The sequence below is a fragment of the Nocardia elegans NBRC 108235 genome (assembly GCF_001612845.1).
Taxonomy (GTDB): domain Bacteria; phylum Actinomycetota; class Actinomycetes; order Mycobacteriales; family Mycobacteriaceae; genus Nocardia; species Nocardia nova.
The window spans coordinates 163,047-188,561 of sequence record NZ_BDBF01000009.1 but is presented as its reverse complement, the minus strand read 5'-3'; the positions used below and the strand labels follow the sequence as shown (position 1 = coordinate 188,561).

Here is a 25,515-nt window from a genome sequence, read left to right as displayed (position 1 = left end):
CACGCACGGGCCACCGCTCAACGTGTAAGTCGGAGAGGACGACGTATGGGTAGGCGGCAGCTCTGGGCGGGTGTTGATGTCGGGAAGCGCGCCCACCACTGCGTGGTCATCGATAACAGTGGTGCCACGCTGTTTTCGCGGCGAGTCGCCAACACCGAAGCCGACCTCATGGCGCTCATTGACACAGTGGCCAGCCTTCAAACAAACAGCAAGGTCACCTGGGCTGTCGACATCAACCGTGGTGCAGCAACAGTTTTGGTGACGCTGCTACATCGGAAGCATCGGCAGGTCGTCTATTTGCCAGGTCGGACGTTCCATTTCGTCGCGTCGACGTACCCGAGCGAACAAAAGTCCGACGCCAAGGATGCCGCGATCATCGCCGACCATGCCCGCATGCGGCGCGACCTCCAACCGCTTCGGGCCGTCGATCCCGTCACCGCGGAGCTGCGTCTGCTCATCACCAAGCGGACTTCCCTGGTTGAGGACCGCGCTCGGGCGGTCAATCGGCTGCGGCACCTGTTGGTGGAGTCGTTTCCGGCGTTGGAATCGACCTTCGATTTCGCGCACTCTCAGGGGGCGCTGCTTCTGCTGACTCAATTCAACACCCCAGATTCCGTTCGGGACGCTGGCGTGACGGCGATCGCCGAATGGCTACGTGAGGCCGGCGCTCGCATCTCCTTCAAGGTCGCCACAAAGGCAGTCGAAGCTGCTGCTGCGCAGCAGGTCTCGCTTCCCGGACGAGACGTTGCGTCTGCCCTGGTTCGAGACCAGGCTCAGGACATCTTGAACCTCAGAACGCGGGCCTCCGCGATCGAGGACGAAATAGAAACTTGCTTCGCCCGTCATCGCTACGCCGCCCTGATTACGAGTATGCCGGGCTTCGGTATCACGCTTGGTGCTGAATTCATCGCTGCGAGCGGGGGCGACATGCGCCTGTACGCGAGCGCTAACCAACTGGCCGCAGCTTCCGGATTGGCCCCGGTAGCGCGGGATTCCGGCGACCGGAGGCACAAACACCGGCGCCCGTATCGGTACGACCGCCGGCTTCTTCGCGCCTGCTACCTGTCCGCCTATCAGGCCGTGCGCTATGACGCGACCTCGAAGGCGTACTACGACCGGAAGGTCGAGGAAGGCAAGCACCACATCCAAGCCATCTTGTCTCTCGCGCGCCGACGCTCCAACGTGCTCTGGGCGATGCTTCGCGATAACAAGCCGTACGAGGCACGTGCGCCCCGTTTGTCAGGAATTGCCACAGCTCATGCGGACGGAGCGACCGCAACCGCGGAGGTTGCCTCCGAAGGTTCCGGAACGGTTGAGGCATAGGCCAGAGATGACTGCCGGACAGGGCGATCGACGTCGACCTTGTCGGACGCACGTGAGGGCCGTAGTGCTCGTAACGTTCTCGTTGGCCCCGAACGACAGACAGTTGCTCAATCCCTTCTCAGTGGAGTGACCCACCTCTATGTCGTCGGATACCGAACCAGCCGCCTCAGCACCCGTCATTGGGCACAGCACCCGCGTGCTGGTGCTGTCGATCGTGCTAGCAGTCGTCGCCGGCGCCGGGGTCGCAAGTGCCGTCTTCATCGCACTTTCCGATTCGGACGGCACCTCGGCGGCACCAGCCACATCTTCGCAGCGGTATGCCATTACGACGGCCCCCACAGCGGCCGCGACCACCGCCGCCCAGTCCGGATCGAACTTGCTTCCCCAAGGGACGCCTGCGGTGTTGAATTCTGCGAAGATCACCGTCACGTCGGTGACAACGACCAACTTTCTGCGCGCAAACAAGACGTATTACGGGGCTGAGGATCGCTCGCCGCAAGCTGGCGGCAAGTTCATCGTCGTCGACGCTAATGTCGAGAACACCGGGACCAAGTCGATGGACCTGACGTGCGGCTATCCGATCGTGAATAAGCTGTACGACACCCAGCGCCGCCAATTCGACACCGTCCACGACCTCGCCTACATCGTTGGCAACCCTGAGTGCAACGCGAATCTGCAGCCAGGCTTCAGCTCGCGCATGATGTGGGTCTACGAAATCCCCTCAACGGCAACGCCGTTCGCCGTGTTGTTCCAGGATTACGACAAGCCAGCGGTGACTGCATACGTCGATGGCGCCGTGAAGTAGCAGGCTGGGCTACGCCTCGTCCTCGATGAACGCAGCCACCCGCAGGAGCGTCGAGTCGAGCGCCCGTACCACATGCAGCAGCTCGATGGCGTCCAAGCGCCGCTCGCCAGATTCGTACTTGCTGACGAAGGATTGAGGCACGTCGAGCCGCTCCGCGACCTGCACCTGTGTCAGCCCAGCTTCGCGCCGCAACTGCCGAAGGAAGCCGCATAACCGCTGGTACTCGGCCGAATATATCGACTTTTCCACAAGGTCAACCGCACCTTGCGAAAGCGAATATCCCAATTTAGGATATTGCCTGCTTGGCCATTTCGGGCCAGGCGTTCCGGGGTGGCGGGAGGTGAACCATGGGCGGCGACGGCGACTAAACGGCTAGCAATGGCCAAACGAGAGGGCCGCAACGGACCGTATTCCGTTGCGGCCCTGCGCTTTTAGCGTTGGCATGACGATCCTGTATTGCTACAATGTAGGTAAGTTATGCAGGACAATCTTGAGCGCATCAACAAACTGCAGACCATCATCGTCGCGATCGTTGTGGCGGGTGGCGGTGTGGCGCTCATGGTCTTCGGCAAGCAGCTACCGTCCCTACCAAATCTGGTATGGCTCAACTTCTTTCCCTGGAGTGAGGTCGGCGGAACCTTGCTCGTGGCCGGCGTGCTCGGCCTCGGCATCGACTATTTCACAGGGAAGGACCGCGATCAGCGGGACACCGCCCGACTGAAGCGGGTTCTCGCGGACTCTGCTCCAGCCATGCGCGATGCAGTCATCGACGGATTCGCCTTCGGCAACCAAGATCTGGCCCGCGTCGCCAGCCCGGAGACTCTCGACGACATCATCCGAAACAGTTTGGCGCTCAGGCTCGGTGACGCCACCTTCGCCGACGAGGTCTACCAAGATGTTCGGGACCAAGCAGTGCGTGCCCCCGAACGCTGGCACGACGCCACCGTCGAGATTCGACTGACGCCGCTTTCTGGTGTAGGTGGGGCGAAACCTGATGCTCATGCTGAGTCGGCCGACTCAAATCTGTTCGGCGTCAGCGTGCGCTGGGAGTACACGGTGGTGCCGAAACATCACAGCCGGCACTTTGCTGTCGTCGCCAACCGCCGTGAATACCTCGACCTTACGAACGGTCACGACGGCACCTCGGCATGGGTGCTTGTTCCGAAGCCAGGGGTCGATCCCACCAAACCCGCGGCGTTCGAGTTGGTTCAGTTCAGTGTGGACGGCGTAGAACGACCGATCCGTCGCGCCGCCCGCAAAGGCGGGCAGGTGTACAGCGTGGACCTCGGCCTCGATGCGAGGCAGGCCGAGGAACCGGTGACTGTCGCCTACACCTATCGAACCGTCACCGAACAGCGAGGCAACCTGCTCTACATCGACATTGAGCAACCCACCCGCGGCATCACCGTCGAGCTCGACTACAGCGACTGCGACATCGAACGCGTAAGAGTCCTGGACTTCATCGCCAGCAGTCGTACCGCTCGGATCGAACGCAGCCCAGATTCAGTGCCCGGCAAGACAGTCAGAGTCGGATTCGACGGGTGGGCCTTTCCCAGAAGCGGCGTCGGGTTCGTATGGACGCTCAGTCGGGACCATGACGCGACCGGCCCGGCAGTGGATTTCTAAATGGGAGCCAGGCGGCGCTCAGGTGCCTTGCCAGGAGGAGTCAACAAGCGCGGAGTACCGGGTTGCAGCCGAAACTTTCCGCTACTTTTTCTCTAAAGCGCGTCCATCGTCGGGCGCAGCCGCTTCCGACTTTCTATTGCGCCCTCTCAGATAAGTGCTGAGAGCTACCCCGATTATCGCGAGACCGGCTGTAGCGGTGAGCGGTAGATACTGCAGCGGGTCGCTATTATCGAAACCCCAAAGCATAATATTCCACGCAAATATCGAAATGCCAAAAGTGACACCGAAAATGGCTGCCACGGTCGCGGTGAGTCGCACTTCTGGCCCGCGATTGGATGAGAGCGCTGGCGCGACAACCAGCAGGCCCAGTAGAAACAACGATTCTATGCCAAGCACGCGTAGATCGAGGAAACCTGTAGCCCCTCCATGCATTCGCAAGGGAACGAGATACCACAAGTGCGAGGCCGTCGGATCGCCTGCGGCAGCCAAGTTTTTGACAGGCGTAAGTATCCAGAATACGCCCGTCTCGCCATCGGGCTGATAATTGACATTATAGGCGAATGATCGTGCTAGATCAGCAGCAGGTCCTGTTAATGGGCTTTCGGTATATCTCTCCATTTATTCAATAGAATACAATTTTACAAAAAATGAATCAAGTAGGCGTGTGACCCAGGGCGGGCGAACTCGATCCAATTGTTCGCTTCCAATGACCATGACCAATAGCGGTCACGCTGCGTGGGAGAATGCTGACTGACGGTCGGGTGGTGATCTTTTGTGAATCCGGTAACGATTGCCAGGTGGTCAATATGGTCCGCTTTTCCCTGCTCCCAGTGGTAAGCGATAACATCACCCAGTTCCGCTCCTGATGCGGTTTGATCACTCCATGTGATCAGCTTGACCTCGGCCGTGCGTGTGCGTTCCATGTATTTGGTGAAGTCATCGGCATTGGCGGCTGCCTTGCTGGGGCCAGGATTGAGCATTTTTTGAGATGCAAGCTTTGCTGGATCGCTTGTCTTTGGAGTCCACTCATCTGTCGGTGCGAGACCGCCGAGCCACAGTGCAGAGGATACGTAGTAGGTGCAGTCGCTCCAGGGGACCGTGTACCCCGCATCGAGAAGGTTGTGTGCTTGCCTCGCTGTTTCGAGCCGATCCATTGCGTCGAACTTCGCGTGCGCTGCGGCTGGGCTCGATAGTCCGAGGCCGAGGAAAACCACTGCCGCCGCTGTGGCGCTTGCGATAGTGCGGCAAACAGTTCTAAGGCTTGATCGCGACATGATGGGCCTTCCTCCCAGGGCGAGCGCGGTCCAGCGCGGCGAGGTGAGCTGCCTCGGAGTACCGCTGTACCGCCCAGGATACGGGCACCCGCGTTGGTGCGAGTTGAACTCTGCGGGTTGTGGCCGAAGCGGCGACTGTCGTAGCAAATCGACGTCAACAGACGAGCTGCTGGGGGCGCCGGGTCTCAGGCGCCGCCAGTCGAAAGACCTTGCGGCACACTGTTTACGTCTTCACCGGCGGAAGACGCTTCGCCTCGCCCTGGATCAGGCCTGCAAGCAATCGGGCTTGATCGGCTGTCAACGTGACAACTCCGCTTTGCAACCACAAGTCAATGTTTGTAGTGCGAAAGCCTTTTTCGTCGTCGGCGAACACCTGGACGCTCAGCAAGTCGCGCTCCGGCGGCTCATCGCTTCGCAGCTGCGTCTTGGGGCTGCTGTGGAGCGCCGACCCATCGTCGGGATGAGTTCTGCTTCCGGATTCACACCACGAGGGGCGCGGGCCGGCGACCGATCCCACGGCGTCGCAAGTGTCCGCCGCTGAAACGAGGAGCGTCGCGGCCTGATACGCCAGGGGCTGCGGTAGTTGGACCCAATCCTCATCCGGAAGTACCAGATCGACACAACACCAACGGCTTCCGAAATCATCGAACGCGCAGGCTTGCACCACGACCGATGTTTCGTCCGCTCCCGGCGGAGGGGGAATGACAAGCGTCTGTTTCGGTCCCCAGTGCGCTGCGTCCTCATCCGGCGCGCTGGCGTCTGGCGCTTCGCGGTGGTCCACGCACCAATCAGGACATACCAACATGAACGATCCCCCTCGTGTCACGACACCGCTCCGAAACGTGCGGAGCAGCTTCGTGACCACTCAACAACCAAAGAAACTGCAGGACAAGGCTTCCGTGACAGATGCCTGCCGCGCCAGTCAGTGGTACTCGCGAGCGCAGGCTCAGCCGACGTCCTGCACTAACTCGCCTTGTTGTATGCCTCGACGATGTCCGCTTGGATCCGCCCGCGGCTGGACACGTTGTAGCCGTTGTTCCTAGCCCAATCGCGAATCGCCTTCGTCTGTTCCTTATCGGCCACGGTGCGGGCACCGATCCTGGCGCTCTTGCCCCGGGGAATCCGGCCCACCTTGCGCGCCGGTTCGGTCCACTGCTCGAAGAGACCGCGCAACTTGCCGGCGTTCTTGACCGACAAGTCGATCTCGTACTCCACGCCATCGAGGCTGAAGAATACTGTCTCCTCAGCTTTCGACTTGCCGTCAAAGTCGTCGATCAACTCGACGATGACCTTCCTGGCCATACTCGTAGTCCTCTGTGATCATCGGAATGCTTGTTGAGGGAAGCGTAGAACGCCGACCAGCCAAGCGCTGTACCGGCACGCCACAAGGCCGCAGGGCAGATCGCTCGGCATCGCCGGCATTCCTCGGACACGCTGCGCGCAGATACTCAATCGTTCAGAAACTAGCGGTGCCGGTCGACATCCGCCTGCGCGCTCCGGGCACTTCGTTCGGCGTTGAGCGTCCGGGCCTCTTCCAGCGACAACTGCGCATAGGCCCGCCCTTCGGGCAGAGGAATACTGAGTATCGGGTTCCTCGCCTGGTGCGTCGTGCCGCGACAGCCAGACCCCGGTGGGATGCTGGTATCGGAAGCCGATCTCACTCTCGCGCCCCTCGTGGCTCCAAGCGCCGGCTCACCCTCATCACCGGCGGCCAGCCGGAAGGTTAAGCTCGGCACCTGGTAGCTGTCAAGGCAGGCGTGCGTGCTGCCCGTTAGCCAGGTGCGGAGCAGGTGGCCCAGTGAACCGGTATGGGCCGAATGTGGCACAATTTGCGCCGTCCCGGCGTGCACGGTAAAAAGGCAGGCACTCGGTCGCGTAAAAATTAAGTACAATAAACGGAAAAATTCGACGGGAAGAGGGTTTTCTGTGGCGACACCAACGTCGGCGGGAAATTCGTTGCTCCAGTTGTGGGATGATGGTACTGAAATCAATCCTCCCGAATCCGGTCGAGGTGACGTTAGCACGAGCCTTGAGATCGGATTTCCAGCTGGCGTGGTGTCAGCCGCTGCCGAAAAAGAAGCGTGGCGAAAAGAAGTCCATCGGCCAGCAACGCATACACACAAGTGGTGGGCCCAGAGACTTGGCACGGTGTTCCGCGGCATTATCGCGTCGGCGATGGCTAAGTCGGAGTCCGAGGCTGAAGAATTATACAGAACTGCGGTCAACCGGCCAGACCTTGTCGTGTTTGATCCGTTCGCCGGATCCGGCACAACACTTGTCGAAGCAGCCAAGATGGGCTGTCGAGCTATCGGATACGATATAAACCCGGTCGCTACGCTTGTACAGCGCCAAGCGGTCGCGAACTGGGACATCACTGCAATTGAATCCGCCTATGAGACGGTGCAATCCAAGGTGCGATCTGAGATCGACCGACTTCACGTTAACCATAACAAAGAGACAGTCCTCTACTACTTCTGGATCGGAACTGCATCCTGCCCTCGTTGCCCTTCGTCGACTCCTCCGGTCAAATTGTTCAACCAGTACATATTTGCCCGCCACGCATATCCCAAGAAATATCCGCGGGCTCAGGCGACGTGCCCTTTGTGTCATGCGGTCAATGTCGTCGATACGTCACGTGACACCGGATTCAAATGTCACAACTGCCATTGGTCGGGCGCTTTTGACGGCCCGGTTTCTGGCGCGAAAATGACTTGCCCCGCCGGCCACGCCACGAAAGTTATCGACGCGCTCAAGGGCATGCCACCACAAATGGAAATGTATGCCAAGCTAGTACTTGGCGCAGATGGCACGAAGCGTTATGAGCCGATTGATGACTTTGATCGTGAGCTGTACGCCGAAGCCGAAGCGTTGTTAGCTAGCACGAGCGATGAACTCGTTCTTCCGATTGGATCATTGGACCACGGCTACAATACGAGGCAAGCAATATCGTGGGGTTACAAGGATTGGCGACAATTCTTCAACGCTCGTCAGCTTTATTCGTTAGGTCTTTTGGGGGCCGCCATACGGGACCTTCCTGTGAGTGCGGAGCGAGAAGCTCTCATCGCACTGTTCTCGGGCACCCTAGAGTTCAACAACCTGTTCTGCTCGTACAAGGGCGAAGGCACGGGCGCAGTCCGCCATATGTTCTCGCATCACATTCTCAAACCAGAACGTGCACCACTCGAAGCCCACCCGTGGGGCACGCCGGCTTCATCTGGCTCGTTCTCAACCCTGTTCAACAGTCGACTGCTTCGAGCCTGGGAGTACAAACAGCAGCCACATGACATCGTTGATGGCGAACGCACGTTTGGGCTGTCGCGACCACTTGGCCACTCACTAGCGGCCTCCTTTTCGACGCTGATGGACGACCCACACGCTGCACTGGTGGTCTGCGGATCTTCCGATCGAACCCAGTTGCCGGACCGGAGTGTCGATTTGGTGATCACCGATCCGCCGTACTTCGACAACGTGCACTACTCCGAACTTGCCGACTTCTTTCATGCCTGGCTGCGGCGGCTGAAGCCGTTCGAGGGCTACCCCGATACAGAGACCACCCGGGCTTCATCGGAGGTTCAATCGGCTGATGCTGACGAGTTTTCCTCGGCAATAGAAGCGGTTTGGCGTGAAGTTGCGCGCGTCATGAAAGATGAAGGGCTGCTGGCCTTTACCTTCCACCAAGCGCGAGTATCAGGGTGGGAAGCGGTCGTGCGAGCGCTTAGAGCCGCTGGCCTGGTCATCACCGCAGTCCAACCGGTCAAGGGCGAAATGAGCGTCGCTGCACCGAAGAGCGCCGCAACCAATCCCTCCAACCTGGACTCCATCGTGGTCTGTCGCAAGACCACTGCCGGGCCGCGCCCGACACTTGAACGAGTCATTGCTGAGCTTCGAGAGTGTCAGGACGCGGACGTCACTGTTGGATGGAGTGACGTTCAATCCGTGGTCCGCGGCGCGATTCTCGCTGCCTACACGGATCCGACATGTACGGAATCCATTGCTGAGCTCCTGATTCGCGCAACGGACGAGGCAAACCAGGCATGCAAAGCGCTCGGTGTGGTTGACGGGCGAACTAAAGTTCAATCATGAACTTGCCGCGAGGGGATGTCTCCGTCTTGCGATTCGCTGGCGTGGGGAACGGGTCAATGGCAGCCTCTTCGACTATGCCGGCCGTCCCACGGTAGGCCCAGAACTCGTGCTTGGTGCCGTCGCGTCCGGTTCGGATCACCTGTCGGACGCGGTGCAAATCGTCTTGCTCGTCGGCAAGGTCGTCTCGCTCATGCAGCAGAGTTGGCTGCTCCCGCAACCAGCTCCAGCCGAGAGGATTAGCAAACACCAGCATCGGACGTTGCCGGTCGAGGCCATCGCCGAAAGTGCCTAGCTGGATGCTCTTCTGCCGAACGCCCGTAATACTGGTATACAACTCAACATCCTGGTTCAGCATCGCGCCGCTGACAAGCGCGAGGCCCTGGAGAATGTACTTGTCGTTCACTTGGGAGTGGATCGCAAACAGATAGAAAGCCGGAACAGCCAGCAGACGACCCGTCTTCGAGTGGATAGTGACGTGCGAGCACGGCGGTGTCGAGTTGTAGTCCATCCCACTCGCGCGCGCTGCGTTCCCCGCAGAGTCAGCGTTCACCTTCTTCACCTCTATTGCGATGATGCGACGCATGTCCATCTCCTCACCACCGTTGATGAGGAGCGATGTCTCCTCGGGGCGCGCAACGACAAGGTCCGGACTGACGAGCTTCTTGCCTGACGAGAGGACCTTTACGCCCGATGGGAGTCTTGCATCCAGACGATCGCGGATTAGCTGGTCGAACGGGTCATCCTGAGTGTCTTTCTTGTCGGGCAGCTCGAACGGGACCGGTCGGCCATCTGCATCGAAGAACTCTTCGGTGAGCACGACGAAACAGGCGGCGGCGAGATCACGTGGGTGTCGTTCTGGCCCAACGGGAATGGTCATGTGCCCCTCCTGGAGTATCAATGTCAGGCTGGTTCGCCGACAGGACCCAACGTACAGCCGAGCACCGACAAAGCGGGTACGCTCGGTTCGGTACTAGGGCAAGGAGGGACCTGCAGCGATGTCTGAAGCTGGGTCACTGCTGCTCCGGCTGGCGGCCGTTACCGCTGCACAAGCTCGCAACCATTTCATGCCGTGAGCTTGCCTGTATGTAGAAGAGGAGCCCCGCTTTGCCAGTGTCCAATGACAAGCTACTTCCCGGTGAACGCATCGAGCGAGTCTCCGCCCATGGGCTGGTGCCAAAAAGCGCAAGTACCGACGAAGCAATTAACGATAAATATGTTCGGGGCGAGATACGTATTGTTGTAGAGCAGGCAAGGTACCAACTGAAGCAAGTTCCCGCGTTAGTGCAAAGCGCTGACTACGATCTGCAACCAGACTTTCAACGACGCCCCAGATGGGGAGCCGAGAAGCGATCTAGACTGATCGAGTCTTTTATTATAAATGTTCCGGTACCTCCAGTCTTCTTGTATGAGGCTCAGCTCTCTAGATTCGAAGTCATGGACGGTAAGCAGCGTCTAACAACCATTGCGGAGTTCTATGATGATAAGTTCGCACTTGAGGGTCTACGGGAATGGCCAGAACTAAACGGCCGGAAGTATAGTCAACTTCCAGAACAGGTTCGGCGTGGCATTGACAGGCGGTATCTGTCTTCAATTGTTCTCCTGCACGAAACAGCAAAAAATGAGAATGAAGCCGAGCGGCTAAAACAACTTGTATTCGAGCGGATCAACACTGGTGGCGAGGATCTGTCGCCGCAAGAGCAGCGAAATGCCTTGCACCCTGGACCATTGAATAGAGCGTGCATCAGACTTTCGCGACATCAGTCATTTTGCGAGATGTGGGATATCCCAATTCCCACCTCCGAGGAACTACACTCTCCGGAAACTTGGCAGCCATCAAAGGAGCTGCTAAAGAACAAGAAGTATCGAATTATGGAGGACGCGCAACTCGTCCTTCGATTCTTTGCGCATCGTCAGCGATCCAGGCTTTCGAGGACGGGAGGGCTTGACGCGTTTCTTACTCAATTCCTAATTTCGGGTAATAAACTTCCAATTGAGACGATCCACCAGATGGAAGAGTTATTCAGGGATGCGTCCGACTTAGCTTTGAGTATCCTCGGGACTAAAGCGTTCTGGCTATACAGAAAACGCGCAGATGAGTGGCTCTGGATAAGTGATCCGACGGTGGTAGCTTATGACCCAATTATGCGTGCTTTTAGCAATCTTTTGGACAAGAGCGATGCGCTGGAGCGGCGGCGTGGGGATATACGCAAGGCACTTCCGAATTTCTATCGAAAGCACGCGGCAGAATTTGATGGACGCAAAGTCAATGCTAGAGACGCTGAAAAGCGAGACATCCTGTTCGCTGAGTTCCTTGAGGGGTTCGTGTATTGAGCACCACAGACCTGCGGGCGCCGGTGCTGCGGCTCCATGCATCAATGAAGGACTTGTCTGAATTTTTTGATCTCGTGAGTGGTCTTGAGGAGATGCGGGGGGCGATTTCTGCGGATTCGCCTGATCCAGTCTCGGTGATTGCGACGACAATGTCCCCGATACTTGCAGGGGCGTCTTGGCGTCGTCAATACTACTCGTTCGCTATCGTCCAGATTTACAGCACGCACGAACGTTTTATTCGAGATCTGGTTACGGTAACCACGCGATTGATGAAAGATCTGTATTCAACATATGACAGTCTGCCCGAGGTACTGAAACGAGAACACCTCACGCTGACGTTAAAGCGCTTGCAAGATATGGCGCAGGTGACGCCTCTGGATGCGGTTTCATTGAGAAATGAGATATACGACTTAGTTACCTGCTTCGATGGCATCATCGCGCTCAACGAAGAGGCCATGGCGAAGCACACCTCTAACTTTAGATCTGGGACCGTGCGTCAAGTGTTATCGAGACTGGATTTCAAACTGAAAGATTCAGCCGTCGACAAGGAGGGTTTTGGCGAGTTCCCATTTGGTGTTCTGATCGGTTTGTATACGACGGCTGAATCTGTTCTAGATGATCTCGCTAACAGACGCAACGACGTGGCCCACGGCTCGGACTCTGAAATAGTAGATATTGATACGCTGCGAGCGATTGCTGAGACGGTTTACCGGTATGATTTGTGGTTATTTCGCACTCTAGCTATTTATCACCTGAACGGCTTAGTCGAACGCGAGGCCGCAGAAGTCGGCACCATTGATCGCTCGTGGTTGAATAGCGAAACCGGCGTGCGCAGTATTGGACGCCTCGCCGATGTCTCTGTAACAGTCAGGCCGGGCGCTTCGGCTTATATGGTTAAGAATGGCATACACATCTGCACCATAAAGGAAATTCAAGTGAACCAGGAACGCGTTTCGGAAGCTAGCTCCGGCGCAGGTCCATTCGCTATCGACCTGGGTGTTGCCGTAAAGGATGGGGCACTCTTTAAGATAATTCCGAGTAAGCTATCAAAGCTGGAAAGGCTACTGCGCGACGCCGTATCCGAAGCCAAGGATGTCGACTTGATCGTCTAGGCATAGAATAGAAAGGTCAAACTATCGTTTCCAAGTGAAGCCTTCTCTGCGGCCAGCCCCCTTTGTAGAGATCCATAGAACCGACCGACTTGGCGGCATTCGTGCCGTGCGGCGCTAACGGCGGTCAGCCAGATACCGACACTAACGGCATGGCCTCTCCCTCCTACCGTGGTGTGAAAAACCGGCTCGCATACGACCGCGGTGAGCTGTTGAGCAAGCTGGTGATGCCCCAAAACGTCGAGGAGCGGCTGGCCGACCGCTACAGCGGCCCGATCGGCGAACTGAACCATTGGGTGGATCAACTGCGGACCGCCACCGGCGAGAGCATCCCGTACTTCGATCCCTGGTCAGCATCGGATGGGGCAAAAGTGCTTATGCTGCTACAAGATCCCTCCGGCGCGGCCGATGGCGAATCCGGTTTCATCAGCCTGCACAACAACGACCAGACCGCGCACAACGTGTACAAACTGTGCGAGGAGACGTCCCTCCAGTACGCCGATTATGTTCCGTGGAACGTCATTCCGTGGTGGGTCGCCAATCCCGCGAAAGGCCGGCGAACATTGGGATCGGAAGCTCGGCGGGCGCGACGGTACCTGGAGGAGGTGGTCGACCTACTGCCCGGTGACCTCGCCGCGGTCATCGTCATGGGCAAGTCGCAAACCTGGCCAGCCTGGCACGCCGCAGTCGGCAAGAGCCATCGACGGTTTCACGGTGCCGAGGTCCTGTTCACTGCGCATCCAGGTCCGCTGTCGATCAACCAGGTTGATAAAGACACCGGCCGCCGGAACCGTGACGACATCGCAGCCGCCTTCGCGCGTGTCGCAAGCATGGTCCGATGAACGGCTTTCCGCTGGGCGCCACCGGAAAACGCAGGACCTCGGCAGCTTCGATGACGTGCAGGAAGAGGTCGCTACGGATGAACGCCCCAGCTATCTGGAGATGTCCGCTGATTCCACTCGCTTGGGCAAAGCGGCCGAGTACCTGGTCGCGGCGAGCTGCATCCTGGCCACCCATGGCCAATTGAATGTCTCCACCTCGATCGTCGATGACGAAGGCGTCGGCCTGGTGTTCCACCTGCGTGATCACACCGCCACGCTGGCAGTACAAGTCAAAGCACGCATGTCGGACGGATTGGCAGTCGCCCGCGGTGATTCCAGGCGCAGATAGTCGCGGCAACATTCCGATCCAGGCATGATCTGGATCTCCTGTTCACCCTGATCCCCATCAAGAACGGCACGCTCGCAACGGCTTGGCTGGTGCCGAGCGGAGATTTAGAATGATTGAGGGGCGCGCCACCAACATTCCGCACCATCCGCGACGGCGGCGAGGTTTGCCGATCTCGATGCGAGCTGGTCCGCTATCGTCACTCGGCAGCGAGTGGCTGAGGATGTCGTCCCGACTTCGAGGTTAGCCTTCGCCGCAACGTCGATCCTGCCGCATATGGATCTGAACGGTGCCCGCATACCAACCGCCGCCGATTCCCGACCACGTCCCGTATGGCGATCATGACGTGCTCGTGGCTATGAGTGCCCATCATCGCTTGCCCTCCCCCGACATGTTGTTGCTACGGCGCGTCCACCCAGGTATGCCGAGCAGTCGAGGGCGATGCCACTGCATCTCGCTCAGGCCGGCGGTCGGCGCCAAGCCAGGCCATCAACGGTCGCCGGCTCGGTCGGCTTGTCCTGGGTCGCGAGGGTAGGAAGAGACTCCTGCCCCGTTTTCGGTTACAAATGGTCATCCATGGTCCGCAATTCGCCATGGCAACCAGACAGCAATAGACAATTTGGCCATGTTTTTCATTCAAGCCTAGGACGAATCGTACGTCCAATACCGGTCGGTTGACTTAATTTGAAACGGGCAATCATGCCTGATGGGAGCGTGCTTTGCCTACTCGCACACGGCACATCTGCGAGTATTTCGCGCACCACAAGGTCAATGTGATCGACGAGACGGGAAAACAGACTTTCCACAATCAGCAATACCGATGTAGGCTCCCTCCTCGGTACACAGCAAACCCCAGGATCAGATGCCTGTGGGGCTCTGGTCCTGGGGTTTCGCGTCTACTTGGCGGTAGGGCGCCGAAATTACCAGCCGGATGCGCGGATGTCAGTTACGTCGGACACATCGTGATCAGAGCTTTACCGCTGATACCACCCGGGCGGACGGACGTCGCGGCTCGTCAGTGAAAGGATGGCTCGGCATGAGTCAGGCTGGAATGATTGCTCACACAGGATCAGTGTGTCCGGAAAGCGGTGTCTGGCAGGTTGTCGCTGCACCGTCGACCACCGCGGCCGGCGCCCGAGGCAACATCATGCCGCCGTATGACGGCAAGGGTGTCGACTGGAAGTTGATCCAGCTCGCGTAGTTGACGGGAGCCGAAACGGGGCCGCTGTTCGTAATCGGCGCCGATCGGCTCATCCGCACCAATCCGCTGGGTACATGATTCCTCTGCCCGCCGGCTTGGGTTCGAAATCTCGTTTTGTTTCCCTGGTGATCGCGAAGCTCCACTCCCCCATATTGATGCGGTCACCAGCTCTTCAACGCGACTGACGCGCACGCCAAATACGGCCTGCGGGAAGTCGCGGTGGTTCTCCCGCGAGTAACCGCTTGTACGTATGCTGCCAATTTTCGTAAATTGGCGATCAGTCGCCAGTGGTGTCGCGGAAAGCTCAGCAAGGCCGATAACGGCGGGTGTGAGATAATGGACTCATTGGAGAAGCCCTAAGGTGTATATCAGACGAATCAATATAAAGAACTACCGGAGCATACAAGACTTGGATATCAGTCTTGACGACTATACGGCGTTGATCGGCCCCAACGGGTCCGGAAAGTCGTCGGTGGTGTATGCGCTCGACTGGTTTTTCAAGGGCGGCGGACTCGGCATTGCCGACGTGTATCGGGATGGAAGCTCGCCGGAGCCGGAGCCAGTCGTGGAAGGCGATCAGCGCTACATATCTGTCATGGTGACCTTCGATTCCCTCACCCCCGCCGACCGGCGACGCCTCGGAAAGTACGGGTTGGGTGAGCAGGCGACTTTTAGGCGCACCTGGACAGCGGCCGATGGAAAAGAGAAGATTGTCGGTAACGCCATGCAAGGGCCAGGTTTCGCGGAAGCACGCGACGGAACGAAAGTGGGCGAGTACCGCCCCGCCTACATTGCGTTGCGCGATAAATTTCCAGAGCTTCCCGACCTTGGCGGGAAGGCAGCGAAGGCGGCCATAGTAACCGCGCTTGAAGATTGGGAGGCAGATCCGGCGAATGCAGACAAGCTAGAACAGACCCCTGACGTTGATGCTTCTCATCTCTTCGGCGCTATTGGCACAACGGTCATTAACCAATGTAGCCGAATGGTCTTTGTGCCGGCCGCGTTGAACATCGCTGGCGAAGTAGGAGCCATCGGAAAGAAGACTGCCCTAAACGAACTGGTCGGAGCACTGATGGCTGCGGCCGGGGAAAAGGCCCACGCAGACTGGCGTGTGAAACATAGCGACGCGATTGACGAGTTGCAGAAGTCTGTTCGCGAAGGAGTCGCCAAGTCTACGGATGTCCAAGCAGCACGGATCAACGCGCGGCTTGACCAGTTCATTCCTGGAACGTCGATCAAGTTCACCCCTGATATTCCGGAATGGCAGCCTAGGTCGTCGGTGTCGGTGAGGACCGATGTGATCGTCAACGGCATCGCGAATGATGTCGCACGGCAAGGTCACGGGACGCAGCGTGCGATCATGATGACAATGCTGCAGGCGATGGTTCCGGACGCCGCGAGCGCCGCAGACAGCCATGTCATCCAGGACGGCGAAGAGGTCGAGGATGCCGATGCTCGGCTGGCCGCAGAGTTGGAACAACTTCCCTCGCTGATCATCTGCATCGAGGAGCCCGAGATTTACCAGCACCCAGTGAGAGCACGAACGTTTGCTCGCGTGCTGACGAATCTGGCACAGGAACCGAACGTTCAGGTGATTGTTGCCACCCACAGCCCGTACTTCGTACGTCCAGAGCAGTTTTCAGCCTTGCGGCGATTCGGGATCGTCGGCAACCAATCGACAATTAAAAGCACTTCATTTGCTCAGATCGCCGCGGATATTGGCAAGAGTGAAGAGTCTGTGAGTAAGGTCGTAACCAAGGAGTTGCCTACCTCCTTTTCGGAGGGATTCTTCTCCGATCGTGTTGTACTCGTCGAGGGCGATACTGACAAGGTTGTGATCGAAGCTCTAGCTGAGCGCTGCGGGATGCCACTTGATGCTGCGGGTGTATCAGTGCTCTGCATGGGAGGCAAAGGGAACCTTCGCGTACCCAGTGCAATCTTGCAGGCGCTCGCGGTGCCGATATATGTAGTTGTCGATGGAGACGCTATGTGCTCGTTGCGTAGCGAAAAATACGAGCCGGGATCGTCGAAGCAACTCGAAGCATTGGAGAGTAATCGAAAACAGACAGAGGAAGTCATTGATTGGCTTCCTAACGGTGTTACGTCGGGCGCCAAGTTCGAGGGTGATTCGATGTCGACGGCAGACTTTACACTCTGGCATGACGATATTGAGTCAGAGCTTGAGAAGTGGCCTGATTTCGTCGCTCAGCTGACAGCTGTCGGCGGCCAGCTGCGAACGAAAAAGATGGCTCACTATCGAGCTGCGGCCTATGCGGTAAATCTGGAAACTATGCCTGCGCCGCTAAAAGCATGCCTAGAAAAGATGGCAGGATTTGCGGCGAAATATTGACGTATCCCAAATTGTAGATAGGCAGGTGCTGATCGGGCATCACCTTCTGGAAGACATCACATAGGGGCTGCGACCGAGGAAATCAGGCTGAGCAGTAAGGGATCGCTACTGCTCAGCCGGGGCCTGGTCGATCAGCTATTCCTTTTCTTGAGGCGCGTTGTCTTACGTTTCGTGTACCATCGACCCTCGCGTGCACTACGCAGAGTCACGCCCGCGCGGATAAGGCTCCTGTTGGCAGTGTTGGTGGTGATATTGAATTCCTTGGCGATTTCAATCGTCGACCAGCCATTGGCATACAGCTCTACTGCCTTATCGACCTGTTCAGAGGACAGCCTGAAGGCCCAGTGTTTCTCTACGCCCTGCCGTTTCAGATGAGCGTCAACCGTTTGCGTATGCATTCCGAACAGGCGAGCGAGATCAGCGATCGACGACCCAGCTTCGTACTGCGCAACCAGATTCTGTATCTCTTCCGGCGATAATTTTCGGTTCGGCTTGTACGACCGTCGCTCACGTTTCGCCGACGTCACCTTGTGTACGAGCTTCGTGCGTTGAGCGCCAGCAGGCTGCTCACCGAGTTTGGCGATGAGCCGCTCCAGGGGTCGCGGCGTGTTTGAAAGCGTTCCGATTAGGCGTACCAAAGCGGGCTCTTTCAAACCTTCACGGTTTGAAAGAGGTCCTCTTAGGTGCACCGTTTCCCGGTAGATCTGCCTGATTTGCGTGCCGTGTGTTCGAGCGCACTCGAACACACGGAGGTGACCTGGGAAAATGCGCACCCACCTGCGGAAACTATTGGCAGATCCGCCAGGATCGGCTCCAGACAACGCTGCCCGTCCGGACACTCGGGATGATCGGTGGGCGACGGTGATCCCAACGCTGATTCCCCCACAGGCACCACTGGAACAACTGATTCGCGGCCCCCTGCCGAAATCGGCAGAGCCGGAACCGGCCCCCATCGACGACATCCTATGTGGCGTATGCGCTCTCGGCGAGGTCGGCAGAGTCCTCGACCGATACGTCATGACAGCCCTGAACTGAACGCCGGGGACACACCTACAGATACAGCCCCTGGACGGCATCCTGTTCGTCGGCCCGGCCGACGACGGACCCGTCCAGGTCACCGCCGACGGCTATTTCCGCATCCCGTTCCGGCAACGGCGCAGAGTCGGCCTCCTCATCGGCGAGCGGTCCTATTGACGGGACGCCGCAGTCACAAACATCTCCTGATCCATCCGCCCGCTGCCATAGGCAGGCTCCTGTCCGCCCAACTGCCCCTTCTGGATCGGTGATCATGGGCGCTCCGAACACAGCAGCCACCACGAGCGATACCATCGCCGCCGCGCGCCTGCTGCTCACGCAGATGGGCCTGTCACCCGCAGACCTCGTCGCCCGGCCACGAACGTGCCTACATTCGCCGAGATCGTCCCCGCAGTCCGCGCCACCCTCGAAGCAGGCACGCGACGCACCTACGGCACCCATCTGAACCGTCTCGAACTCCACTGGGGCGACCGCAGATTGGACCAGGTCACCAAACCGGACCTCGAGGCGATCCCACACCATCCGCTCCACCGCACACACCAATCGGGCCTCACGCGGAGGCATCAGCGCAGTCGAACACTTCATCTCCACGACTGACCTGCGCAAAAGTGGTCCCAGCCGGTTTCAAACCAGCGACTCGCGCGTGCGAGGTAGGTGGGCTCCAATGCACCAATCGCCGCCGCCAGGCAGACTCCGATTGATTTGCTGAAAGATTGCTGTTCGAAAAAATTCATCGGCGTGCCGAAGCGCGACGCGCCGGTACCCCGCCCAGGCGTATTACCAACACAGATCTACCAACACAGATCTTGCAACTCCCCAAAACTAGCCTGTCCTACTGGCATCACCCGGGCGGCGTTGCATGCGACCGACGCGACATTGAAGCTGACCCGCCAGCCCGGACGTGCACTTACCCCGTAGGGGTATTGTCGCCGTCCCGTCATTCTCCCGTTGCTCATTGGGATGCGATGAGGACCTACAGGATGGGAATCGCCTCACCCGGCCTTTCTAGCCGATTGGGTCCAAAAACCGCCTCTCACCAGGGTTTTCTTCGAATCTCGCCGAGCATGAAACTGGTTATCGGGCGAAGTTTGTAGATTGCCTGGTGAGAGGCGGTTTTCGGGGTCAGGACGCGGCCGCTGTCCCGTCTCCGTCCCGTCTCTCGTCGAATTCTGTATCGAAATCTTCGGGTCCCCTGGGGGGTTATTGCCCTCCGGGCCGAAGATGTCGTCGAATCGCGGCGACCGTGTGGGAGTCATGGTCGGGCCACCGATGCGTGTTTCTGCACAGTCAGGACTTGGCAGCTGCGCGCCCGGCGCGGCGGCCGAAGAAGCTGCCGTCGCCGAGTGAAGCACCGCTGGCATAGCCGCCGGCGCAGATGCCCGAGGTGCACCGCCCAGCGGCGAACAGACCAGGGATGGGGTCACCAGAAACATGCAACACGCGGGAATCGAGATCGGTCTTCAATCCGCCGAGAGTGAACCCGCCGGTGCGGTTGCTCAAGTCGTAGGCCGCCAGCGGCGTCCCGATCGGCTTGACCCACTCCGGTTTCTTGCCCAGCACGGGGTCCACGCCCTCCTTGGCATGACGGTTGTAGACATCCACGGTCGCCTGCAAAACACCCGTGGGAAAACCCATCTCCGATTCCAGTTCTTCGACGGACTCGGCGACCCACGCCGGCGGCTCATTCCGCATCCCCGCAGTGCTGGAGCGGGTATTCCGCGCCTCTTCCAGCGCGATCTCATCAATGATAAGAAATGCCTGGTTATTCTGGCGCATCAGCACCTCTTGGCCCATGAAACCGCCGTACGTATCCTCGGCGAGGAAACGCTGGCCTCGTGCGTTGACGAAAATCCCGCGCGCCACCATCTGCGGATCGGCGAAGAGCGCGACCTCGATCGCGTCCATGTGGGCCAAATCAGCCCCAAGCGCCTGCGCAACCCGGATGCCGATCCCGTCATGTTCTTCGACGGCCGACGCCGCCTTATCGGTCAGGACGGGCACGTAGGTCTTCACCATCTGCTCGTTGAAGGCGAAACTCCCGGTCGCCAGCACGACGCCGCGCCGCGCACGAACGTGCACATCCTTCCCGTAGCGCCTCGCGACCACCCCGGCGACGCGACCAGCGTCATCGGTGATCAAGCGCCGCAGGCGCAAATCATATTCGGCGCGCACGCCCAGCGACTCGGCCATGTCGGTGAGCGGCTTCATCAGCATGAAACCGCCACCTTTTTCACCGGTGCGCTTGTTGGCCATCTGTGGGAGGTGTCCACGCGGTGCCGGGGTCGCGATGGTGTTGTACGGCGCGGCGTTCTCGCCGCCGGAGTACATCAGGCCCTGATCCGTCGGGGGTTCCCAGCCCGGTTCACCCCAGAACTCCTCTTTGAACGGGACACCTTGGGCAACAAGCCAATCGAAGTGCTCGACGCTGCCCTGACAATAATCATGGACCTTCGACTCGTCGACCCCCGGGCCGAACGCGGCCGTCATGTACTTCTCCATGTTCTCGGGGGTGTCCTCGAAGCCGAGGGCCTTCTGCAACGCCATGCCTCCGCCGAGATAGATGAATCCACCCGAGAGCGCCGCCGCACCACCCCAGCCACCGGTGCGCTCCAGCACCAAGACGTCCGCGCCCGCACGAGCTGCCTCGATCGCCGCACTCGCACCCGCAACGCCGTACCCGACGACGACCACGTCGGCTTCGTAATCCCATTCGGCAATCGCAGCAGCGTGCTCGGGGCGAACACTCCCGACGTCCGACATTGTTCTCTCCTCTTCATTGAGGCCGGCGATGCAATTCCGCGTGTTACAACTACGAACTCGCCGCTGATCGGCAACGCCGAGAAATCGGTGCAGCCTCGTCAACTGGGCAGTTGTCGATAACCGCCATGCGTCCGCGCCGCAAGGGGGACGACGGTCCGGTACGAGTACACCGGAACGCCGATCGGACTTCGGCCGGGTCCGCACGAACACGCGCAGTGAGTCGCCCGCTCCTGTCTTCAGCAACTCGATCGCGCCCAGTGTCGTCGGCGACCAATCCGAGGAAGGCCGAGAATCCCACTCAGCGAGAAAAATCGCGTGGCGTTTGGCGGCGCGCTCACCCAACACACCGGAGTCACCTCGTCTCGCGTCCTACAACGTCGAATTCGGCGTGACACTTGATGCAAAGGACTCTCCTTCGCTCGGAACGACACCCGCGCGTTCACCGGTCCCGCAACGAATCGTCATTCGATCCACCTGCTCAGCATCCCGGGCATCTCGCAGCGGATGCTCACGGTGACGCTGAAGGCCCTGGAGCGCGACGGGCTGCTCACCCGCACGGCCTACGCCGAGGTGCCGCCCCGGGTCGAGTACGACCTGACCCCGCTGGGACGGTCGCTCCTCGATGCCGTGATGACGCTCGCGGGCTGGGCGGCCAGCCATCACGAAGACGTCGCCGCCAGCCGACGCAAGCACGAGCTGACCGGCGTCGGTCGACAGAAGTCGGCCAGGGCCTAGCGCTCCGCGTCCTGTGCGGTGGGGTCGGTTTCGTCGGTGCTCTCGGGTGCCTCGGCCCGCAGACCAGGGACCTCCGGTGGTTTCGATCGACAGCAGGATCGCGGTGTCCACCCGCAAACGGTGCGGGTCGCCTCTGCGGCGGGTGAGCGCACGCGGCAGCGGCCCGGTCAGCAACTGCCGGTAGGTGGTGTAGTCCAGCCGACGGGCGGTGATGGTGGCGGCGGCCTGGGCCAGTGCCAGCGGCAGATCCCCCAGATCTTCCGCGATCTCGCCGGCACCGGCATCATCGGGCGGGGTGGCGCGGTGGCCGGTGGCGTCGTGCAAGTAGCGCACGGATACAGCCCTGTCGTAGACCTCCAAATCGAGTGCGGCGCCCAGACTGGTGAAGTCGTGGTCGGTGCTGGTGATCACTACCTTCGTGGCACCGAGGACGGGAAGGAATTCGCTGAGCCGGTCGGGGTCGGTGGCGTTGTCGAACACCAACAGCCCTGTACGGGTGGAGTCGCTGAGGTAATCGCGCAACCGGATCGCCGAGCGGTAGGAGTCCCCGTCGGGATCGGCCACCCCTTGCTGTTCGGCGACCGCGGCGAGGCCTTCCAGCAGGGTGCCGGCGGTGTCAGCGTCGATCCAGCCCACCAGGCCGCAGTCGCCGGTGGTGAGCACGGCGCGGGCGTAGGCAGCGGCGAGCTGGGTTTTCCCGACACCGCGCATCCCGGTCACCACCGCAGTCACCGGCGAGGCCGCCACCCGCTTAGCGAGCGCCTCGAACTCGCGGCGGAACACGAAATGTGCTGGCAGCGTGGGGATCCGGCCTACCACCCGGCCCGCTGCCGTGGTCGTGGCGGCCGCGAGGACCTGGGTGACGCTGGTGTGGATGTTGCCGCCGGCGGATACTCCGGACATCGACACCAGCCCGGCCCAGCCGGCATCCGCCACAGTCTGTGCAGCGTCTGCGCCACCGGGAGTGTGCGGTGTTCCCCGGGAGGGTGGTGGCGCGGCCGGGGCGGGGGTTACCGGTGCGCCGGAGGAGGGTCCTGCCGGCCCGCGCGTATCGAGCCGAGGTCGATGTCGCCGTCGAAGCGGCCGTCGACGACACGGATTGCGGTGCCGGTGGATTCGACCTCCCGCACCCGCAGCGCGGCGGCCTGCACCCGTTCAAGATCCACCCCCACCGCCACACCGGCGGCGGCCTCATGCGCACGCACAGCGGCCAGCAGCGCTTGAGCCGCGGCCAGCAGCTCGGTATCACCGCCGGCGCCGGCGGCGGTCAGGTCCTCGGCCAGCTCGCTGCGCCTATGCTCCGAGGCGGGGCGCTGCTCCACCGCGGTCACATCGACCTGCCCGTACCGGCCGGTGACCAAGTTCTTCAGCTGCTTATACGCGTCCTTGACCGCGAGCTTGGCCGTGTCCTTCAACCCCGCCGCAGCCCCCGCAGCGACCGCGTCGGCCACAATCTGCGGAATCGTCTCCAACATGCGCAGAATCCCTCCCTGCCCCGGCGGGCCGACGAACCGGCAACCACCCCGACCGCGCACTTTACGCCCAAACCCCTTCCCGGCCACCGCAACCGGTCGAAACAAGCTCCCACGCCCGAAACCCCGCTGCCGACCCCGGTACGCGGTGTATTTCGGGGCAGGGTGTCTCGCAGGCCGGGATCTGTAGCGCGTGCCTTGAACGCGGCATTGCTGAACGGTCGGGTCGGCGATACACCCGCGATGTTCGATGTCGGAGAATAGATCTCGGATTCGATCTTGATATGCCCGCCGCCGGACGGAGTGCCCTGTGCGGCTGACCTCCGATTAGTGCGCGGAATCGGAGGCTGACCTCAGCAACCGGTCTGTGACCCTGCACGAGGCCCCTCGGCACCGCGACCGCCGGCAGGCGCTTGAGGTGTTCCATGGATTCGCCGCGCTGGTCGGTGCCCTCGATCGCGCGGCTGCTGGGGTGTCGCGGTCAACGCTATACAAGCACCTACCCGAACTCGGAAGGGCCGCCATCACCAAATAAGCAACGCTGAAGTACTGGACGGTTGGCTTTTTACGTGCGAAACGTTCGCGATGGAAAATATCACTCCCACGCGCCCGAGCCGGACATTCTACGAATTAGGGGCAGAGCCGGTGCTCGAGGCCAGCGGAATCCACGGGTCTTGACATAGCTTTTTGCCACCACCGGACCGGCTGCAGGGTTCACAACATTCCGAATCGTCCCGTATCACGCCTGGGAGTCCGCGGCAGTCATTCGATCCTGTAGGCACTCTGACCTGCTGAAATTTCTAAAATACCTACCGGTTTCCGTTTTCTTCGGGGGACGTTTGCACGTTTTGACCTTGATGCCCGGACAGGAGTTTGTTCAGGATCCGAACGTTCTACCTCGCTTATGCCTTGCCATAACGGCCGACCTTTACGTAGCGTGTGTTCTATCGGAGGTCCCCGCAAGTTCGGGTGGCCTCGCACGTAACACACGTCCAGGGTCATCGCTGGTTTCTCCTTTCAGTGGGCAAAACGTGGGTCACCACACCTGCGCCTACGAAAGGAGCCATTCTCATGATCAATTCATCCGCAGACAACAATCAGCGTTTGATCGAGGCGATTGTCCATTTGGTGAAGGGATGGACGCTGATCTGGCGCAGTCCCGGGATGGTGCGTGCGCGCGCGTTCCTGATCGCACTCCATGTCGCCCCAGCGGGATTCGCCTATCAGCTCTATTTCCCCAGCGGACACAACGACGATGCCATCGCCGTCTACACAACCCTGGTGCTGCTGCTGATGGCAGCGCGAAGTGGACCGCCGCCGGCCCAGGGGTTGGACCGAGACCAGGGGCATGTCGATATCAACGCGCACCCCCACGGTCTGCCGCAGCGAGATATCGATGCTGAGACCTGCGAGATCACCGGATTTCTGCCGTCGATCATGGACGTGGCACCCCGTCCTGATCCCCTGCGTGCGTACGAGGAGTGAGTCGACAAATGTGCCAGGGAAACCATGACGTCGCCCGAGCTGTAACCAACGGCGGTCTCAGGGCCATTGATCGAATCGTTCGCGAGTACGGCGGATACCTCGCCGCCGATCTCGATGCCATGCGCCGGGACCTGCGCGCGACGGTCTTGTCCAACGAGCTGCGTTCCCTCACCGTGCAGGCATATACCGACAGGGTCCACGCGATGTGGGCGCTCACGATCCGTGAGAACTACTACGCCGTGTTGAACCCCGAGGCGGTCCCCCCGGTGCCGTTCCTGCGTGCCGCTCGATGGCGGGTGGTGATGTTTCGACGGCATCTGGTCGCCACCCTGCCCGAGGACGTCCTGAAATGCGTCGGCCTGGCCGAGAAGGGAGACCTCTTCCATCGTTGGGAGCCCGCCACCACCCTGGAAGGCCCCGAGCGCCACCGCGGTGTCATCGTCCGCATGCCGAGGGGCGGAGTGCCAGGCATCGTGCACGGCGACAGCGGAAACGGCACCGAGCCGGTGGAGTTGGAGCTGAACCGCCGCGACGCCCGCTCCTACGCCCACTGCCGCCAGGATCATGACCACCTCTCCGGCCAGCGACTCGAGGCAGACTGTGCGCGTCTTCGGCGCCACGACAAGATCACCTACGTCCATATGAGGCGTAATCCCGCCGGGCTGCCCGTCGCTTTCCTGGCAAGCCGCGACACCCCCGCCACGCTCCCCCACCTCTCCGGGATCGGTCTCACCCCGATCCAGTGATCACCCCATGTGG

General features: G+C 60.0%; 21 protein-coding genes. 11 read left to right on the top strand and 10 right to left on the bottom strand.

Translation table 11 applies throughout. From position 1 onward, the window contains the following. Positions 1 to 45: 45 nt before the first annotated feature. Positions 46 to 1,323, top strand: coding sequence for an IS110 family RNA-guided transposase (locus NE2_RS08090; RefSeq protein WP_063909313.1), 1,278 nt, complete (start codon positions 46 to 48; stop codon positions 1,321 to 1,323). Positions 1,324 to 1,519: 196 nt separating this feature from the next. Next, complete coding sequence (locus NE2_RS35535; RefSeq protein WP_167356718.1) at positions 1,520 to 2,128, top strand: DUF4352 domain-containing protein; 609 nt, start codon at positions 1,520 to 1,522, stop codon at positions 2,126 to 2,128. A 9-nt stretch (positions 2,129 to 2,137) separates the two neighbouring features. On the opposite strand, the gene NE2_RS08080 is transcribed toward NE2_RS35535, so the two are convergent. Further along, positions 2,138 to 2,413 (bottom strand): helix-turn-helix domain-containing protein, encoded by a 276-nt coding sequence (locus tag NE2_RS08080; protein ID WP_233429707.1) that lies wholly within the window; start codon positions 2,411 to 2,413, stop codon positions 2,138 to 2,140. Positions 2,414 to 2,605: 192 nt separating this feature from the next. On the opposite strand from NE2_RS08080, the gene NE2_RS08075 reads away from it, so the two are divergent. After that, entirely contained in the window at positions 2,606 to 3,754 is a 1,149-nt protein-coding gene (locus tag NE2_RS08075) for a hypothetical protein (RefSeq protein WP_030517895.1), read from the top strand. 81 nt (positions 3,755 to 3,835) lie between these two features. Here the strand turns inward: NE2_RS08075 and NE2_RS35530 are convergent, their stop codons facing one another. From NE2_RS35530 to NE2_RS08065, 4 genes are all read right to left on the bottom strand, one after another. Then, positions 3,836 to 4,372 carry a hypothetical protein gene (locus NE2_RS35530; protein WP_146165335.1) on the bottom strand — a complete coding sequence of 179 codons (537 nt, stop codon included), beginning with the start codon at positions 4,370 to 4,372 and terminating at the stop codon, positions 3,836 to 3,838. Between the two features lie 20 nt (positions 4,373 to 4,392). Continuing rightward, positions 4,393 to 4,908 (bottom strand): amidase domain-containing protein, encoded by a 516-nt coding sequence (locus NE2_RS34800; RefSeq protein WP_167356717.1) that lies wholly within the window; start codon positions 4,906 to 4,908, stop codon positions 4,393 to 4,395. A gap of 343 nt (positions 4,909 to 5,251) precedes the next feature. Next, positions 5,252 to 5,809, bottom strand: a complete 558-nt coding sequence (locus NE2_RS08070; protein WP_146165336.1) for a DUF6907 domain-containing protein — start codon at positions 5,807 to 5,809, stop codon at positions 5,252 to 5,254. Between the two features lie 182 nt (positions 5,810 to 5,991). After that, a complete protein-coding gene (locus NE2_RS08065; protein WP_063025276.1) occupies positions 5,992 to 6,330 on the bottom strand; it encodes a histone-like nucleoid-structuring protein Lsr2 in 339 nt (112 codons plus the stop codon). Positions 6,331 to 6,954: 624 nt separating this feature from the next. Between NE2_RS08065 and NE2_RS34795 the strand changes: the two genes are divergently transcribed. After that, a complete protein-coding gene (locus NE2_RS34795; protein WP_218018569.1) occupies positions 6,955 to 9,111 on the top strand; it encodes a DNA methyltransferase in 2,157 nt (718 codons plus the stop codon). Here NE2_RS34795 and NE2_RS08060 read toward each other — a convergent pair. Beyond that, complete coding sequence (locus tag NE2_RS08060) at positions 9,095 to 9,988, bottom strand: hypothetical protein (RefSeq protein WP_146165337.1); 894 nt, start codon at positions 9,986 to 9,988, stop codon at positions 9,095 to 9,097. The two genes, NE2_RS34795 and NE2_RS08060, sit on opposite strands and share 17 nt — an antisense overlap. A 233-nt stretch (positions 9,989 to 10,221) precedes the next feature. On the opposite strand from NE2_RS08060, the gene NE2_RS34790 reads away from it, so the two are divergent. From NE2_RS34790 to NE2_RS08040, 5 genes are all read left to right on the top strand, one after another. Continuing rightward, positions 10,222 to 11,442 carry a DUF262 domain-containing protein gene (locus NE2_RS34790; RefSeq protein ID WP_167356716.1) on the top strand — a complete coding sequence of 407 codons (1,221 nt, stop codon included), beginning with the start codon at positions 10,222 to 10,224 and terminating at the stop codon, positions 11,440 to 11,442. Further along, the gene (locus tag NE2_RS08055; protein WP_146165338.1) at positions 11,439 to 12,554 is read left to right on the top strand and encodes an MAE_28990/MAE_18760 family HEPN-like nuclease; all 1,116 of its coding nucleotides are present in this window, start codon (positions 11,439 to 11,441) and stop codon (positions 12,552 to 12,554) included. The genes NE2_RS34790 and NE2_RS08055 overlap by 4 nt, the downstream gene beginning before the upstream one ends. Positions 12,555 to 12,703: 149 nt before the next feature. Next, entirely contained in the window at positions 12,704 to 13,393 is a 690-nt protein-coding gene (locus tag NE2_RS08050) for a uracil-DNA glycosylase family protein (RefSeq protein WP_146165339.1), read from the top strand. After that, positions 13,371 to 13,721 carry a hypothetical protein gene (locus NE2_RS08045; protein ID WP_146165340.1) on the top strand — a complete coding sequence of 117 codons (351 nt, stop codon included), beginning with the start codon at positions 13,371 to 13,373 and terminating at the stop codon, positions 13,719 to 13,721. Before NE2_RS08050 ends, NE2_RS08045 begins: the two co-directional genes overlap by 23 nt. A 1,559-nt stretch (positions 13,722 to 15,280) precedes the next feature. Then, positions 15,281 to 17,269 carry an ATP-dependent nuclease gene (locus tag NE2_RS08040; protein WP_081879808.1) on the top strand — a complete coding sequence of 663 codons (1,989 nt, stop codon included), beginning with the start codon at positions 15,281 to 15,283 and terminating at the stop codon, positions 17,267 to 17,269. 131 nt (positions 17,270 to 17,400) lie between these two features. Here NE2_RS08040 and NE2_RS35525 read toward each other — a convergent pair whose 3' ends face one another. The 4 genes from NE2_RS35525 to NE2_RS08020 form a co-directional block, all read right to left on the bottom strand. Further along, complete coding sequence (locus NE2_RS35525) at positions 17,401 to 17,922, bottom strand: hypothetical protein (protein ID WP_146165341.1); 522 nt, start codon at positions 17,920 to 17,922, stop codon at positions 17,401 to 17,403. Positions 17,923 to 19,591: 1,669 nt separating this feature from the next. Beyond that, on the bottom strand, positions 19,592 to 21,064 hold the full coding sequence (locus NE2_RS08030; RefSeq protein WP_063025268.1) for an FAD-dependent oxidoreductase: 1,473 nt from the start codon (positions 21,062 to 21,064) through the stop codon (positions 19,592 to 19,594). Between the two features lie 369 nt (positions 21,065 to 21,433). After that, on the bottom strand, positions 21,434 to 22,582 hold the full coding sequence (locus tag NE2_RS37770) for a hypothetical protein (RefSeq protein WP_425438059.1): 1,149 nt from the start codon (positions 22,580 to 22,582) through the stop codon (positions 21,434 to 21,436). Between the two features lie 227 nt (positions 22,583 to 22,809). Next, positions 22,810 to 23,274 (bottom strand): Het-E N-terminal domain-containing protein, encoded by a 465-nt coding sequence (locus NE2_RS08020; protein ID WP_063025264.1) that lies wholly within the window; start codon positions 23,272 to 23,274, stop codon positions 22,810 to 22,812. Positions 23,275 to 24,342: 1,068 nt separating this feature from the next. Between NE2_RS08020 and NE2_RS08015 the strand changes: the two genes are divergently transcribed. Both NE2_RS08015 and NE2_RS08010 read left to right on the top strand, forming a co-directional pair. Further along, positions 24,343 to 24,756, top strand: coding sequence for a hypothetical protein (locus tag NE2_RS08015; RefSeq protein WP_063025262.1), 414 nt, complete (start codon positions 24,343 to 24,345; stop codon positions 24,754 to 24,756). 8 nt (positions 24,757 to 24,764) lie between these two features. Further along, positions 24,765 to 25,502 carry a hypothetical protein gene (locus NE2_RS08010; RefSeq protein ID WP_063025260.1) on the top strand — a complete coding sequence of 246 codons (738 nt, stop codon included), beginning with the start codon at positions 24,765 to 24,767 and terminating at the stop codon, positions 25,500 to 25,502. The last annotated feature ends 13 nt before the right edge of the window (positions 25,503 to 25,515 follow it).

Excerpts from the sequence above, each read along its gene's own strand:
- NE2_RS08050 (WP_146165339.1), top strand. The coding sequence starts at position 12,704 with ATGGCCTCTCCCTCCTACCGTGGTGTGAAAAACCGGCTCGCATACGAC.
- NE2_RS08090 (WP_063909313.1), top strand. The coding sequence starts at position 46 with ATGGGTAGGCGGCAGCTCTGGGCGGGTGTTGATGTCGGGAAGCGCGCC.
- NE2_RS08020 (WP_063025264.1), bottom strand. The coding sequence starts at position 23,274 with ATGTTGGAGACGATTCCGCAGATTGTGGCCGACGCGGTCGCTGCGGGG.
- NE2_RS08065 (WP_063025276.1), bottom strand. The coding sequence starts at position 6,330 with ATGGCCAGGAAGGTCATCGTCGAGTTGATCGACGACTTTGACGGCAAG.
- NE2_RS08075 (WP_030517895.1), top strand. The coding sequence starts at position 2,606 with ATGCAGGACAATCTTGAGCGCATCAACAAACTGCAGACCATCATCGTC.
- NE2_RS08060 (WP_146165337.1), bottom strand. The coding sequence starts at position 9,988 with ATGACCATTCCCGTTGGGCCAGAACGACACCCACGTGATCTCGCCGCC.
- NE2_RS08030 (WP_063025268.1), bottom strand. The coding sequence starts at position 21,064 with ATGTCGGACGTCGGGAGTGTTCGCCCCGAGCACGCTGCTGCGATTGCC.
- NE2_RS08010 (WP_063025260.1), top strand. The coding sequence starts at position 24,765 with ATGTGCCAGGGAAACCATGACGTCGCCCGAGCTGTAACCAACGGCGGT.
- NE2_RS34800 (WP_167356717.1), bottom strand. The coding sequence starts at position 4,908 with ATGGATCGGCTCGAAACAGCGAGGCAAGCACACAACCTTCTCGATGCG.
- NE2_RS08015 (WP_063025262.1), top strand. The coding sequence starts at position 24,343 with ATGATCAATTCATCCGCAGACAACAATCAGCGTTTGATCGAGGCGATT.
- NE2_RS35530 (WP_146165335.1), bottom strand. The coding sequence starts at position 4,372 with ATGGAGAGATATACCGAAAGCCCATTAACAGGACCTGCTGCTGATCTA.